Genomic DNA, 15533 nt, shown 5'->3' on the forward strand with positions numbered 1-15533 from the left:
GATTAGGAGAAGGTCCATGGGTCTGTTTGACAAACTCAAATCACTAGTTTCGGAAGACAAAAGTAGCAGTGGCAGTATTGAAATTATCGCCCCTCTATCAGGTGAAATCGTCAATATTGAAGATGTTCCAGACGTTGTGTTTGCTGAGAAAATTGTTGGTGATGGTATTGCTATCAAGCCTACCGGAAACAAAATTGTCTCTCCAGTTGATGGTACTATTGGTAAGATTTTTGAAACTAACCATGCGTTCTCCATTGAATCAGATGATGGCATAGAACTATTTGTTCACTTTGGTATTGATACCGTTGAACTTAAAGGTGAAGGTTTTAAACGTATTGCTGAAGAAGGCCAAACGGTGAAGAAAGGGGATTTAGTCATTGAGTTTGACTTAGCTCTTTTAGAAGAAAAAGCCAAATCAACCTTAACACCGGTTGTGATTTCAAACATGGATGAGATTAAAGAACTGAATAAGTTAAGCGGTTCTGTGACAGTCGGTGAAACTGTCATTATGCGCATTAAAAAATAGTCGCAATTAATCGAGCCTAATAAAAAACCACCAGCAGCGCCAGCGTTATTGGCTCACTTCTGGTGGTTTTACTGTATCTATTGATATTATCTGTCAAAAACACCCGTTGATAGATAGCGGTCACCTCTATCACAGATAATAGCCACAATCACCGCTCCGGGATTCTGTTTTGCAACCCGTAAAGCCCCTGCAACCGCCCCACCAGAACTCACTCCACAAAAGATACCTTCATACTTAGCTAACGCTCTCATCGTCTCTTCTGCGTCTTTCTGGTTGATATCTAACACGCTATCAACAAGCTTACTATCAAAAATCCCCGGTAAATATCCCGGAGACCAACGACGAATGCCCGGAATTTGGCTTTTCTCTTCTGGCTGTAATCCAATAATCTGAACATCACTTGATTGAGATTTTAAGTAGCGGCTAACGCCAGTTATAGTACCGGTCGTTCCCATACTGGAAACAAAATGGGTGATACGCCCTTCTGTTTGTTGCCAAATTTCAGGCCCTGTTGTTTTAAAATGCGCTAATGGATTATCAGAATTATTAAACTGGTCGAGAACTTTGCCTTCGCCCTGATTGGCCATTTCTTGGGCTAAATCACGCGCCCCTTCCATTCCAACCGTTGTACTAACTAAAATCAGTTCTGCACCATAGGCTTGCATCGAAGCTTTGCGTTCTTGGCTCATATTATCGGGCATCAACAACTTTAATTTGTACCCTTTAACTGCGGCAATCATCGCCAGTGCAATGCCTGTATTACCGCTAGTTGCTTCTATCAGGGTATCTCCGGGTTTAATTTCCCCACGCTTTTCAGCCTCATTGATCATGGAAAATGCAGCGCGATCCTTCACTGAACCAGCTGGATTATTGCCCTCTAGTTTTACCCATACTTCTGCATCTATCCCTTCCACCAGACGTTGTAAACGTACTAACGGTGTATGACCAATAAACTGTTCCAAAGTCGACACTGAGTTTTCCTTATAATAATTTTTATTCATCGATCCCGCAGGTAAGATCAATCGCAATATTTTAATCTACGCGCTTTTAGCTAAAGTGGGAAAAAATAATTGCTCGTTTCCCTGATATATTTTGGTGTGTTTACTACCAAGGTAATATTGTTCACCTCTGATGGGTACCGCGCCCAGCTCTTGCCATACCACTGATAAACTGTGCTCCCCCCAACCGAGTGGTTGAACGGTTAATTGCCAGAAATGCCCCCGAGGACCCGACTCAACAACTCTAACAGGAAGCTGATGAAGTGAATCAGGTTGCACTTGTAGACTAATATCCCAAGGCCTGACAAATACATCGACATTACCTTGTTGTGCACTCACTTGCTCAAGAGGGAAAGTATAATTAGCAATTTGCAGCTGTGAACCACGAATTTGCCCTGCGATTTGATTCACTTCCCCCATAAACTCAAGAACAAAACGCGTTTGTGGATCTTGCCAAATTTCATTCGGTGTTCCCACTTGTTCAATCTGCCCTTGGCTCATCACCACAATCCGGTCAGCAACTTCCATCGCTTCCTCTTGGTCGTGAGTCACAAATACACTGGTAAATTTTAGTTCCTCATGAAGTTGACGTAACCAACGCCGTAATTCAATTCGGACTTGTGCATCCAACGCACCAAACGGCTCATCCAATAACAGAATTTGGGGTTCAACCGCAAGGGCACGCGCTAAGGCAACTCGCTGTTTTTGTCCACCTGAAAGTTGTGATGGATAACGAGAAGCCAAATGAGCTAATTGCACCATATCGAGCAATTCCATCGCTTTTCGTTTAATATCAGCTTTTGATGGGCGCTGTTTTCTTGGTAATACCGTCAAGCCAAATGCTACATTTTCAAAGACAGTCATATGGCGAAATAGCGCGTAATGTTGAAAAACAAAACCTACATGACGGTCTTTAGCATGAATATGGCTCACATCCTGCCCATGGAAACGTAAGTGCCCATAACTATGCTGCTCCAATCCTGCAATAATACGCAGCAATGTCGTTTTACCTGAGCCAGAAGGCCCCAGTAATGCCACCATTTCCCCTGAAGCGATATCCAACGAGATATTATTTAGCACTGGCGTTTTGCCAAAAAGTTTGCCTACGTTAGCGATTTCAATACTCATAATTAATGGACTCCCGACTCAGTTTGCTGGCGACTTAAATGCCATTGCAATGCACTTTTCACCATCAAGGTGATGATGGCTAATAACGCTAAAATTCCCGCGGCGGTAAATGCGCCTACCGTATTATAATCTTGATGAAGCAATTCAACTTGCAGCGGCAATGTATAGGTTTCCCCTCTAATGGCCCCCGACACCACGGACACAGCACCAAATTCGCCAATGGCACGGGCGTTAGTTAAAACCACGCCATACAACAGCGCCCAGCGAATATTGGGTAAAGTCACTCGCCAAAACATTTTCCAACCTGATGCCCCGAGTAAAATTGCTGCCTCGTCTTCTTGGCTACCTTGACTCAACATTAATGGGACTAATTCTCTAACGACAAAAGGGCACGTCACAAATATGGTGACTAATGCCATACCCGGCCATGAAAACATGACTTGAATATCAAATCCTTCCAACCATCCACCAAACCAACTGTTAGAGCCGTAAAATAATAGATATAGCAAGCCCGCTACCACCGGAGAGACCGCAAACGGGATATCGACTAAAGTGAGTAATAACTGACGACCGGGGAAACGGAAGCGAGTCACAAGCCACGCGAGCATGACGCCAAAAACTAAATTGACAGGCACGGTGATCAAGGCAATTAATACTGTTAGCCCGATAGCGTGTAACATATCGGGATCGCCCAAATTCATCAGAACCTCACCCAGACCTTTTTGAAATGCAGTAATAAAGATCCAAGCGATGGGAACCACTAATAGCAGAAAAGAAATGCTGATCCCGATTGTAATCAGAGCCCATTTTCCCCAATTAATTGCAGGGCGGCGTGCGATAGGAAATGGCGTAATCTGTCCCATTAATGTCCCCCTAACCTTTTACCAAATCGGCTTTGGATCATATTGACAGTAAACAGTAACAGTAATGAAACAGCCAAAATAACCGAGGCGATAGCACTTGCAGCCGGGTAATCAAATTGCTGTAGCTGGCTAAAAATCATTAATGAAACCACCTCCGTTTGCCATGCGATATTCCCCGCGATAAAAATAATTGCACCAAACTCGCCAAGGCTGCGAGTAAAGGATAAAACGGTGCCTGCAATTAAGGCTGGGGAAACTTCAGGCAAAATAACACGGCGAAAAGTTTGCCACCGCGTGGCACCAAGGGTTTGTGCGGCTTCTTCATATTCAGGGCCGAGTTCCTCAAGTACTGGCTGTACTGTTCTCACGACAAATGGAATGCTAGTAAATGCCATTGCAACTGCGATACCTAACCATGTATTGACGACTTTAATATCAAACTGATGTAGATATTGCCCATACCAGCCTGAAGTGGCAAATAAGGTAGCAAGCGTCAAGCCTGCCACCGCGGTTGGTAATGCAAAAGGTAAATCGACCAGCCCATCGAGAAATAGACGTCCCGGAAAACGGTAACGGGTTAAAATCCAAGCCAGTAACATGCCGAATATTGCATTAAATAAGCTTGCGACTAGAGCCGCTAGCAACGTTACTTTGTATGCGGCAACCACTTGGGGATAACTGATAACCGCCCAATATTGTTGCCATGTCATATCGGACAGTTGCACCACAAGGGCACTTAAAGGAAGCAGCAATATTAAACAGACATAAAATAAGCTACTGCCTAACGTCAATCCGAAACCCGGTAAAAACCGTTTTCCTGTTTTGAGCATTATCGGCGCCCTTGTTCCATAAGTTGATCGAACTCACCACCCGTTGAAAAATGGACATCCATCACTTTCGGCCAACTCTCAAACTGGGATTCAACCGTAAACAATTTGGTGTCTGGGAATTTGCTTTTATTCACATCCATGACGCTTTTATCATTTACACGATAATTAAAGCTGGTAATTGTATTTTGAGCTTGTGGGCTATAGAGATAATTTAGGTACGCTTTTGCTACTTTTTCCGTGCCATTTTTTTGCACATTTTTATCTATCCACGCAACAGGGAACTCCGCCAAGATATCCACTGGCGGCACAATCACTTCGTAATCGGACTCACCGTATTGGCTACGGATATTATTCACCTCAGATTCAAAACTGATCAGAACATCCCCTAACCCTCTCTCAATAAATGAGGTCGTAGCACCACGTCCACCCGTATCAAACACTTCAACATTCTTCAGAAATTGCTGCATTTTTTCACGAGTTTGTGGCGTATTTTTCCCATTCTCTTGGTTAAATGCCCCCCACGCGGCAAGATAGGTATAGCGTCCATTACCGGATGTTTTCGGATTCGGAAAAACCAACTTCACATCTTCACGAACAAGGTCATCCCACGTTTTAATTCCTTTAGGATTACCTTTACGTACTAAAAATGCCATGGTGGAATAATATGGCGAGCTGTTATTAGGTAAACGCGCCTGCCAATCAGCAGGGATCAAATTTCCTTTATCGTGCAGGATCTGTACATCAGTAACTTGGTTAAACGTCACTACGTCGGCTTTTAACCCCTGCAAAATAGCTAATGCTTGCTTGGATGATCCTGCATGGGACTGTTTTATAGTCAGTGGGTCTTGAGGATTCTCTTTCGCCCATTGTTTTTCAAATTCAGGATTTAACGCGACAAATAGCTCCCGAGAAATGTCGTAAGAACTATTCAACAATTCAGCCGCCGTTAGGGATGCACTGCTCATTAACGAGAACATCGCCAAGCTTGCCAAACCGGTATTTTTTAATATTGATTTTTTCATGTGATCCCCAGTCAATACTCAACCCAAACTAATATCTAAAAATAATGTATACGTTTTAGTTATAACTTTATAGTTATCAATCACTGTTTGATATATCAAGTTGGTATATTAAATAGGTTATAGCGATAAGCATAAAAATCTATTTTGTATTGAATGGGTTAGCGTTATGAGGAAAGTTCAGGATGTTTAGACGGTAAATGAATACACATCAAACACACTTTTTAATTGCCCTCATTAAATTAGTGTGTAAGATGTGTATATCAGTTAACGAAATGGAGGGAACTTGAAAAGTTCGGAACTGATAAAGTTATTAGAAAAAAATGGTTGGAGGCTAGAGAGGATTAAAGGAAGCCATCATCAGTTCTCCCATCCCAATTTTTCAATTGTAATTACAGTCCCGCATCCACGTAAGGATTTAAAAATTGGAACGCTAAACCAAATTCTTACGGTTGCAAAACTGAAACATTAATCAAAGATGCGCTCATTAATAGTAAACAAGAGCGCCATCTTTATGGAGACAATACCATGTTATACCCAGCCTTTATTGAAATTGACAGTGATGGCAGCGCAAGCGGCTGGTTCCCTGATATAGAAGGATGCACCTTTGCAGGCGATAATATTGAAGATGCCTATGCAGACGCAAAATCTGCCATTGATGTTCATTTCGAGCTACTAAGTGAAAAAGGTTTTAAAATTCCATCACCAAAATCCCAGCATGCCCACCTTCAAGATACACCTGATATATATCAAAAAGGGATTTGGTTATTAGTGGATATTGATATGGATAAATATGATGGAAGAGCAGAAAGAGTCAATATCACACTGCCTCATCGCCTATTACACCGAATTGATACTCTCGTAAAAGAGCACCCAGAATATGGCAGTCGCAGTGGTTTTATTGCCGCAGCGGCACGAAAAGAACTACAAAAAAATAGTTAATATATTCAAAGAGACAAGCTGTAGCCGATACGCTACAGCTTGATTGCGGATAATGACTTATAAGGAAAGTAAACGTTCGATCGATGGGGCATAATAGTAGCTACCTGATACCGCTTTTGTCATGCGCAGTAGATCATCGTACTTACCATCAGTTTCACCAAACATACTCAGCAATTGCTGTTCAATATTATGGATAGTGGCACAATATGCGACAAAGAATAAACCATGTTTACCACTCGCAGTACCGTATGGCAGGCTATGACGCATCACTGATAATTCTTCCCCATCTTCCTCAACAACAACACGGGAAACATGAGACGTTTTATTACGCACACTTTCATCTAATTCGACGCTATCGTGTTTCGTGCGACCAATCATTTTCTCTTGCTCATGCTCAGAGAAACGAGACCATTTATTCAGGTCATGCTCATAACGCTGCACCATGATATAGCTACCACCGATATCTTCACCGTCTTTAATCAGCGTTACTTCGGCAATCTCTTCGCCTTGTGGGTTTTCTGTGCCATCAATAAAACCGCTCAAATCTCTGTCATCAACCCAGCGGAAACCGTGAATTTCTTCAACAACTTCAATCGATTTTCCAAATGCTTTCAACGCGGCTTGCGCTAAAGAAAAATTAATATCATGGCGTAATGATTGGATATGAATAAAGATATCGCGCTGAGTTGCTGGAGCAAGCCCTTTGCCTAAAGTACGAAATGGTTTTAATTCAGGGGAGACTTCTGCGTGCCCTAATTGTTGCCAAACATCTGAACCAAAAGCGATCACAGCCCCTAAGCGGTCATCGGGGTACTTAGCTTGCAATTTAGTTAATTCATCAACAAAAATCTTGCACCCTGATTTCACATCGTCGAGAGGTCCCTTTACCATCCCTTCGATAAAAATACCGAAACGACTATGTTCTTTCAAAATACCACTTTGTGAATGAGACATGCATAAACCCCTTAGAATGAATAAATTACACAAACTTATAGTTTATAAACATATTATCTTATTGAGGGTGATTTTCACCTTGTTTTAACGCAAGAGTTAAGCACTATTAGGGAGTTAATGCAGGAAAAGGAAATGTGGAAGAAAAAAACCATTGTATATCAATACAATAATGCCACAAATAATAATCTTATTTGTGGCTGTCATGAAAATAAACTTACTTATGCCAAATGATTTGTGACACTTTCCACTCTTTGAGTACTTCATCAGCCGGCATTAAATTTTCAGGCCCTTGCCATTTACCGCTAAAGCGATACACCACTTTGCTACTTTGCGGCGCGACACACAATACCGTTGGCACAGAATCAATAACTTCGCCCAATGAACATGAGCCATAGGCTTTTTGATAGATATCGTTAAATTCACTACCGATTTGAATTCCCCATTCGGTGATCATATCAGCATCATTGACGACCACACGAGAAACCGTGCCTTTTTCAGGGCCAAATACCTCGACAGCCACATCAAGATCTTTCATAGCTTGAAAGACTGATACCATATCGCCATTTTCCATCTGCATGCCACCACGAATGGTATAGCGGTCATCTAATTGGTTATTAATGACATTCAGATTCATTGGTGTTGCACTGGTGATTGCCCCGACGCCAGCATCAGAAATGACTAATGGGCTATGAAACCATGTGGAGGGAGAAAAAAAACTTTTTCCTGCACAGCCAGACAGCGCAATGACACCGCCAAGTAGGGTCATTCTGAATACGGTTACTAATGCACGTTGGGACATACCATCCTCTTTATTAGGTAATATAATGCATACTATGACAGTTCATTTCTAAAAACATTCAAGGAAACCACAAAGAATGCATTAAAAATCGACTTCGTGGGTCAACCTCTTTGAATAAATAAGACGCTCAGCCGGCTCTTCTTCATACAACATTTTCTCAAACATACAAATGGCTGCGTCTGACTCTTCATTCACCAAAAATTCAATTCTACCGCAGCCACGAGCAATCAATTTTTTCTCTAAGCGACTCACCAATGCATTAGCAATTCCACGCCCACGAAATTCAGGGTGAACCGCGAGATAAACAGCGGTTCCTCGAATACCATCATAGCCTCCCATGATAGTTCCGACGACTTCACCAGAAACTTCTGCAACCAGAAAGAGATCTGCGCCACATTGCAACTTACGTTCAATGTCTAATTCAGGATCCCCTGAAATTGCATTCAATTGACAACGTTCCCACAATGTTAGCACTTCTTCATAATCACTCTGGCGAAATATGCGTATTTCCATAACCTTGTCCGTTTACACTAAGCTTTCTGCCATTATCACTGCTTTTCATTCACAATCAATATTCAATATGCCTTTTTTACCTCAACGGGGTATACTTTAGGCACTTTTTTCTGCCGATGGTTCTATTAAAAAACAATGAATTACCCAGATATCGATCGTGTAAAAGCCTTTTTGCAAAGCTTGCAAGATACTATTTGTCAAAAAATCACTGAACTTGATGGCAAAGAAACTTTTCTTGAACAAACATGGGAGCGCGCAGAAGGCGGAGGTGGACGCAGCCGAGTTTTAACTCAAGGCGCTCTATTTGAGCAAGCTGGTGTTAATTTTTCCCATATTAAAGGAGACAAACTTCCTGCTTCCGCTTCTGCTCATCGTCCAGAATTAGCTGGTCGTAGCTATCAAGCCATGGGAGTCTCTTTAGTTATCCACCCATTAAACCCTTATATTCCAACGACCCATGCTAATGTACGATTTTTTATCGCTGAAAAAGAAGGTACAGAGCCCGTTTGGTGGTTTGGTGGTGGCTTCGATTTAACCCCTTATTATGGTTTTGAAGAAGATGCTATCCATTGGCATACCGTTGCTCGAGACCTATGCATGCCTTATGGGGATGATGTTTATCCTAAATATAAGAAATGGTGTGACGAATATTTTTATCTCAAGCATCGTAATGAGCCACGCGGCATTGGCGGTTTATTTTATGACGACCTCAACCAAGGCGGTTTTGAATCTTGTTTCAATTTTACACAAGATGTTGGTCATGGTTTTCTACAAGCCTATGCCCCTATCGTAGAACGACGTCGTTACCTCTCATGGGGGGAGCGAGAACGCCAATTCCAATTATATCGCCGCGGACGCTATGTGGAATTTAACCTTGTCTGGGATAGAGGAACTTTATTTGGCCTACAAAGTGGTGGTCGTACTGAGTCGATTTTAATGTCCATGCCACCATTAGTGCGTTGGGAGTACGATTATCATCCAGAACCAAATAGCCCGGAAGATAAACTCTATACGGATTTTCTTATCTCAGGTAAAACGTGGCTAACCCCTTAATTAGCGGTATACACTTTTGGAATTAATCAGTCAATTTTAAGCCGTTTATTACTGATAAAAATTAGCAATATTTAATTAAATACCTTAATTATCATGTAGATACAAATCAAATCTAAACATTTATGATTCTATTTCCTCAAACGAAATGGAGTCATAAATGAGTCAAATACTTGGTCGTTCACTACTCTCACCTAGCCTAATTTCTTACTTCTTTCAAGAAACTCAAAGCGGTGATTTAAAATCTACTCTATACCATATTAACGAAATAATGAGCCGCACTTACACTGATGAAGATGTCACCTATCAGCGGAAATTGTGGTGTAGCGCTCAGAACGCAGGCAAAGGATATAATCGCTTGATCCGGGATGCCCAGCAGCGCGTTGAAAACCTCAATCATAATCACTCTGACCTCCCCATTTGTCGCCGCGAAGAAATTCCTGCGGATGAACATATGGCTCATAATGATTTCTCAATCATCATGCGTGAAGATGATACCGTTGCGCCAAGCATGCCCGCACATCATGTTTTTAGTTCAATCGGTGTGATCCGTTCATTCTTAGAGGAGAAATTTAATATTGATAAAATGTTTGGCTGCGATGCTGATATCAATGCGGTTATTCATTATGGTAAAAATTATTCCAATGCCTTTTGGAATTCCCAAGCTATATTTTTTGGGGATGGTGATGGAACCGTTTTTGGTCCCTTCTACAACGATATTGATATAATTGCTCATGAACTTGCTCATGGATTTATCAGTTCTCAAGCTGACTTTGATTATATCTACCAATCTGGCGCGCTGAATGAATCCGTTGCCGATGTATTAGGCATTATGGTGAAACAATTTGTCCAGAAGGAAACCGTAAGTCAGTCAAACTGGTTACTGGGTGAAAATTTATTCATTGATAAAAAAAGAGCACCAGCACTTCGTTCTATGAAAGAACCGGGAACAGCCTACAATTTCACGCAAAGTAATCGCGACCCACAAGTTGGCCACATGAACCAATACCGTAATTTACCTCGCCATATTGATAATGGTGGCGTACATATCAACTCCGGTATACCAAACAAAGCATTCTACTTGTTAGCCATGGAATTAGGTGGCTATTCATGGGATGTGGCAGGGAAAATTTGGGTTGCCGCTGTTTCTGATCCTCTGGTAATCAGTTCTGCGACTTTCATCCAATTCGCCACAGCCACAGTGCGTGCAGCAAAACGTTTATTTGGTGATGATATTGCAATGAAAACACGCCAGAGCTGGCTAGATGTGGGGTTAAAACTGGATAATATTTAAGCGGTAGAAAGTGAAGTATTTTACTGAATAGTTTTTGTCGGCCTACAGAAAGGCTGACTTTTATCGCTAAAATGATCAAAGGCCAAGCTCATAAAGTTACTATCCACTTTTTCACTCAGCCTTTTCTCTATTTATTCAATGCCTATTAGCGTTTTTTCTTTTTACGTCCCGGCTGGGTAAATTTCTTTTTAGGTGGCTCCGCATTTGCTTTTGGCTTACTGCTTGTACCTTGCTTACCTGCCGTTTTACTCCCCGTATTACGCGCTTGTGGTTTTGCAGCTTTCTTCGGTTTCACATCTGACTCTGATTTTTCAATCAAATTAAATAATTCAATCAATTCATCATCGGTCAGATCACGCCATTCACCCACAGGAATTCCGGTCAGTTTGACGTTCATGATTCGTACGCGTTCCAGCTTAGTCACTTCATAGCCAAAGTGCTCAGTCATTCGACGTATTTGACGATTTAACCCTTGGACTAACGTGATGCGGAAGACGAAAGGAGCTTCTTTTTTGACCTTACATTTTTTGGTCATCGTACCCAAAATTGGCACTCCAGAAGCCATGCCTTGGATAAATTCGTCCGTGACAGGTTTATTGACGGTGACGACATATTCTTTTTCGTGGTCATTACCTGCACGTAAAATTTTATTCACTAAATCCCCATGGTTCGTGAGAAATATTAATCCTTGGGAATCTTTATCTAAACGACCAATGGGAAAAATGCGTTTACTGTGATTAACGTAATCAACAATATTGCCTTTCTCACCACTTTCGGTCGTACTTACAATGCCAACCGGTTTATTCAGTGCGATTAGCACTAAATCATCTTCATCACGAGGTTCAATCAACTGTCCATTTACTTTAACGATATCGCCAGCAGAAACTTGATCGCCAATACCAGCGCGCTTGCCATTAATGAACACGTTGCCTTGTTCAATATAACGATCAGCCTCACGTCTTGAGCAGATACCGCTCTCGCTAATATATTTATTCAGGCGTGTGGATGAATTGATTTCCATGGTTTTCCTCAGTCAATAAAACAACTTAAAATTTTCAGGGCTGTAGGGATACAATTAAACATAGTAAAAAGCCGTAACAACAATAAGTTACGGCTTTTTGTACGCTAGCCAAAATAATATTGCTATTTTGACATGACGTTGGTCAATTAACGTTTTTTCAAATGTTGCATTAAGCGCTTACGCTTACGTAACTGGGTCGCTGTTAATTTATTTTTCTTATCCGCATACGGGTTTTCACCCTCTTTAAATTGAATACGAATTGGCGTTCCCATGACTTTTAACGAACGGCGGAAGTAGTTCATTAAATAACGTTTATAGCTATCTGGTAAGTCACTCACTTGGTTACCGTGGATCACCACGATTGGTGGGTTATGACCCCCCGCATGGGCATATTTCATTTTCACACGGCGACCACGGATCAATGGTGGTTGATGTTCATCTTCCGCCATTTTCATGATACGTGTTAACAGAGCCGTTCCAACACGACGAGTGGCTGATTCATAAGCCTCTTGTACTGATTCAAATAAGTTACCTACGCCACTGCCATGTAACGCAGAAATAAAATGAATGCGAGCAAAGTCGACGAAACCTAGACGCAATTCCAGCATATCTTTGACGTGATCGCGATCTTCTGGCTTCATGCCATCCCATTTATTCACTGCAATAACCAAAGAGCGCCCAGCATTCAGGATGAAACCTAGCAGGGATAAATCTTGGTCTGAGATCCCTTCACGGGCATCAATCACCAGCAGTACAACGTTCGCATCTTCAATCGCTTGCAATGTTTTGATAACTGAGAATTTTTCAACAGTTTCGGTCACTTTTCCACGCTTACGTACACCCGCAGTATCAATGAGAATATATTCACGCTCATCGCGTTCCATTGGGATATAGATACTGTCACGGGTCGTGCCTGGCATATCGAATACTACGACGCGGTCTTCACCTAAAATACGGTTTGTCAGTGTGGATTTACCCACATTTGGACGGCCAACAATCGCTAATTTTATCGGCAATGTACTAGGATCAAAATCATCTTCTTCATCAGATAATTCGCTTTCAGCTTCTAATTCAGCCCAATAAGCCGCATTTGCCTCTTCATCGGTTAATTCAACTTCTTCTTCTTCAACTTCGATAAATGGCTTTAATGAGTGCTCAATTAGCTGGGTAACTCCACGTCCATGGGAGGCCGCGATTGGGTAGATTTCCCCAAGTCCCAGTGAATAGAAATCACCAACAACGATATTGGCATCAATACCATCCGTTTTGTTGGCGACTAAATAGGTTTTTTTCTTGCGGCTGCGTAAGTGTTTGGCGATACCTTCATCCGCAGGCATTAGCCCAGCTCTTGCATCGACCATAAATAGTACAACGTCAGCTTCTTCAATCGCTTGGAGCGATTGTGCCGCCATATGGGTTTCTACACCCTCTTCTGTACCATCGATACCCCCTGTGTCGATAATAATAAATTCATGCCCTTCAACTTCAGCACGACCATATTTACGATCACGAGTCAGACCTGGGAAGTCTGCCACAAGTGCATCACGGGTACGGGTTAATCGGTTAAATAACGTGGATTTTCCTACGTTTGGACGCCCAACCAGCGCTACGACGGGTATCATTCTTAAGTGCCTCACAACTTTAATTAACTAATAGAATTCTGAGGCTTAAACTCAGAAAACAAAAACGAAACGGTTCCTGTATCCAGGAACCGTTTATTTTATCGATAAATTGTCTACTTGTCAGGAAATTAACGTGTTAACAGGTAAACTGTTCCGTTTCTCGCCTGAACCATTAATTTATCTCCTGCAATTGCAGGGCGGCTATGGATACCGGAGCTATTCAGTTTGTTTTGTGCTACAAACCCACCCGTACTGGTATCTAACCAATGCAGATAACCTTCTTTATCACCCGCAACCAAGTAGCCGTTATAAACTTCAGGAGCAGATAATCCACGGTTTAGCAGTTGGTCTTGAGTCCATAAGGTTACGCCATCGCTCTTACGAACGGATAGCACGCGGTCAGTTTGATCGACCAGATACAAGTTGTCACCTGACAAGACCATATCATTAATAGAGCCTAACTCACGCTTCCATAACATCTGACCTGAACGCATATCTAATGCTGCTAATGTACCGTTATACGCAATAGCATATACTTTGCCATCATCAATAACTGGGGTCATATCCACATCATTCAAGCGACCAATTTCTGTCGAGCTAGTCACTTGAGAAATACGTTGTTGCCAAATTAATTGGCCTTGGGAAAGCAGAACCGCACTGACACGTCCATTATCACCACCAACAATAGCCGCACCAAAAGCAACGGCAGGCGCTGACTCACCACGGAGTGATAAAGATGGGGTATCCATGTTAACAGTCCACTTAATTGCGCCTGTTGCAGTATCTAAAGCTTGTAATTGACCATTACTGGTATGGATGATCACTAAATCACCACTAACAACCGGCTTAGACAGCGCTTCGCCTGCAACTTCAACATCCCACAGGACTTCACCATTTTCTTTATTTAATGCGATAACCGTGCCACGTTCGGTGCCAATGAAAATTTTGTCATCAAATACGGTTAAACCACCAGACAGTAGCGCAGATAAATTGGCAAAAAGAAAACCATTATTCTTTGATAAATCAACAGACCACAGTTCTTTACCGCTATCTAATTCAAATGCTTTTACTAAGCCTTTGCGATCCGCAGCGTATACGGTAGTTCCATCCCATACAGGGGACAGCTCTGAATAAAACTGATCAACACCGTTGCCGACGGATTTATCCCAAACAATAGTAGGTGTAAATTGATTCTCAACCTGTGGTAATGGCGCCATCACAATAGAATCAGTTTCGCTGGAACAACCGGCAAGTAAAGCTGAAGCGACTAGGCCTACCAAAAGAGTTTTGCGCAACTGCATAGTGTGTCGTTTCCTTTCTTTTTATGAATTAGATACGTTGTTCAATTTCAGAGTTAGGAGACCTCTGAGTGATTGAGAACCTTCACTTTCTAACCCCTGAGTGTATGCAGCTTTAGCGCCGGATTTATCACCCTTATGGAGTAATGCATCACCACGGACATCCTGTGCCGCAGCTTGCCATGACTTACCTTGAATCTTTGCAATAGAAGCCAGTGCCGCATCCGCATTGCCTTGAGCAAGCTGAACACGCGCTAAACGCAGGTTGATCACATCTTGCATATCAACCGTTTTGGCTTTTGCTAATGCATCTGTCAGTGCTTTATCTGCACTTGCTAAATCGCCTTTATCAACAGAAACCTGGGCTAATTCCAGCCCCATCATTGCACTGTAAACATCATCGGTTTCTGCTGCAAATTTTTTCGCCGCCTCAATACCTTGAGCTGAGCCTGTATGTAATTGCGTACTCACACTTTCGTATTTAGCCGCACTTTCTTGCAACACATTCGACTTATGAGATTGCCAATAGTTCCAACCAAATACACCACCGACCCCAATTACCAGTCCAATCACTAATGCAACGCCATTATTAGCAAAAAAGCGCTTGACCGCATCAACCTGGTCATTTTCGTTTGTATAGACTTCCACTTGTCTCTCCTTAACCTAATAGCTCGGC

General features: G+C 42.1%; 17 protein-coding genes. 5 read left to right on the top strand and 12 right to left on the bottom strand.

The features are described from left to right. The first annotated feature begins 16 nt into the window (after positions 1–16). The gene (crr, locus tag PROVRUST_RS10000; RefSeq protein ID WP_006814669.1) at positions 17–526 is read left to right on the top strand and encodes a PTS glucose transporter subunit IIA; all 510 of its coding nucleotides are present in this window, start codon (positions 17–19) and stop codon (positions 524–526) included. Positions 527–612: 86 nt separating this feature from the next. Here crr and cysM read toward each other — a convergent pair whose 3' ends face one another. From cysM to PROVRUST_RS10025, 5 genes are all read right to left on the bottom strand, one after another. Further along, a complete protein-coding gene (gene cysM, locus PROVRUST_RS10005) occupies positions 613–1497 on the bottom strand; it encodes a cysteine synthase CysM (protein ID WP_039855041.1) in 885 nt (294 codons plus the stop codon). Between the two features lie 66 nt (positions 1498–1563). Beyond that, complete coding sequence (cysA, locus tag PROVRUST_RS10010) at positions 1564–2652, bottom strand: sulfate/thiosulfate ABC transporter ATP-binding protein CysA (RefSeq protein WP_006814671.1); 1089 nt, start codon at positions 2650–2652, stop codon at positions 1564–1566. A gap of 2 nt (positions 2653–2654) precedes the next feature. Next, positions 2655–3515: a sulfate/thiosulfate ABC transporter permease CysW gene (gene cysW, locus PROVRUST_RS10015; RefSeq protein ID WP_006814672.1), complete on the bottom strand. Its 861-nt coding sequence runs from the start codon at positions 3513–3515 to the stop codon at positions 2655–2657. Then, on the bottom strand, positions 3515–4345 hold the full coding sequence (gene cysT / locus PROVRUST_RS10020) for a sulfate/thiosulfate ABC transporter permease CysT (protein WP_006814673.1): 831 nt from the start codon (positions 4343–4345) through the stop codon (positions 3515–3517). Before cysT ends, cysW begins: the two co-directional genes overlap by 1 nt. Further along, positions 4345–5367 (bottom strand): sulfate ABC transporter substrate-binding protein, encoded by a 1023-nt coding sequence (locus tag PROVRUST_RS10025; RefSeq protein ID WP_006814674.1) that lies wholly within the window; start codon positions 5365–5367, stop codon positions 4345–4347. Before PROVRUST_RS10025 ends, cysT begins: the two co-directional genes overlap by 1 nt. A gap of 283 nt (positions 5368–5650) precedes the next feature. On the opposite strand from PROVRUST_RS10025, the gene PROVRUST_RS19275 reads away from it, so the two are divergent. Then, positions 5651–5836 (top strand): type II toxin-antitoxin system HicA family toxin, encoded by a 186-nt coding sequence (locus tag PROVRUST_RS19275; RefSeq protein ID WP_071599550.1) that lies wholly within the window; start codon positions 5651–5653, stop codon positions 5834–5836. Positions 5837–5892: 56 nt separating this feature from the next. Then, positions 5893–6306, top strand: a complete 414-nt coding sequence (locus PROVRUST_RS10030; RefSeq protein WP_006814675.1) for a type II toxin-antitoxin system HicB family antitoxin — start codon at positions 5893–5895, stop codon at positions 6304–6306. Between the two features lie 57 nt (positions 6307–6363). Here the strand turns inward: PROVRUST_RS10030 and PROVRUST_RS10035 are convergent, their stop codons facing one another. From PROVRUST_RS10035 to PROVRUST_RS10045, 3 genes are all read right to left on the bottom strand, one after another. Further along, entirely contained in the window at positions 6364–7260 is an 897-nt protein-coding gene (locus tag PROVRUST_RS10035; RefSeq protein WP_006814676.1) for a Dyp-type peroxidase, read from the bottom strand. A gap of 214 nt (positions 7261–7474) precedes the next feature. Next, entirely contained in the window at positions 7475–8059 is a 585-nt protein-coding gene (locus PROVRUST_RS10040; protein WP_039855044.1) for an RpoE-regulated lipoprotein, read from the bottom strand. An 81-nt stretch (positions 8060–8140) separates the two neighbouring features. After that, positions 8141–8572 (bottom strand): GNAT family acetyltransferase, encoded by a 432-nt coding sequence (locus PROVRUST_RS10045; RefSeq protein ID WP_006814678.1) that lies wholly within the window; start codon positions 8570–8572, stop codon positions 8141–8143. Between the two features lie 135 nt (positions 8573–8707). Here PROVRUST_RS10045 and hemF point away from each other — a divergent pair, with 135 nt between their 5' ends. Continuing rightward, entirely contained in the window at positions 8708–9625 is a 918-nt protein-coding gene (gene hemF, locus PROVRUST_RS10050) for an oxygen-dependent coproporphyrinogen oxidase (RefSeq protein WP_006814679.1), read from the top strand. A gap of 157 nt (positions 9626–9782) precedes the next feature. Then, the gene (locus tag PROVRUST_RS10055; protein WP_006814680.1) at positions 9783–10916 is read left to right on the top strand and encodes a M4 family metallopeptidase; all 1134 of its coding nucleotides are present in this window, start codon (positions 9783–9785) and stop codon (positions 10914–10916) included. 145 nt (positions 10917–11061) lie between these two features. Here the strand turns inward: PROVRUST_RS10055 and rluF are convergent, their stop codons facing one another. From rluF to PROVRUST_RS10075, 4 genes are all read right to left on the bottom strand, one after another. Further along, on the bottom strand, positions 11062–11937 hold the full coding sequence (gene rluF / locus PROVRUST_RS10060) for a 23S rRNA pseudouridine(2604) synthase RluF (RefSeq protein ID WP_006814681.1): 876 nt from the start codon (positions 11935–11937) through the stop codon (positions 11062–11064). Positions 11938–12083: 146 nt separating this feature from the next. Then, entirely contained in the window at positions 12084–13559 is a 1476-nt protein-coding gene (der, locus tag PROVRUST_RS10065; protein ID WP_006814682.1) for a ribosome biogenesis GTPase Der, read from the bottom strand. 128 nt (positions 13560–13687) lie between these two features. Next, entirely contained in the window at positions 13688–14860 is a 1173-nt protein-coding gene (bamB, locus tag PROVRUST_RS10070; RefSeq protein ID WP_006814683.1) for an outer membrane protein assembly factor BamB, read from the bottom strand. Positions 14861–14881: 21 nt separating this feature from the next. After that, positions 14882–15505: a YfgM family protein gene (locus PROVRUST_RS10075; RefSeq protein WP_006814684.1), complete on the bottom strand. Its 624-nt coding sequence runs from the start codon at positions 15503–15505 to the stop codon at positions 14882–14884. Positions 15506–15533 lie beyond the last annotated feature (28 nt).

It is taken from the genome of Providencia rustigianii DSM 4541 (assembly GCF_000156395.1).
In the GTDB taxonomy this organism is placed as follows: domain Bacteria; phylum Pseudomonadota; class Gammaproteobacteria; order Enterobacterales; family Enterobacteriaceae; genus Providencia; species Providencia rustigianii.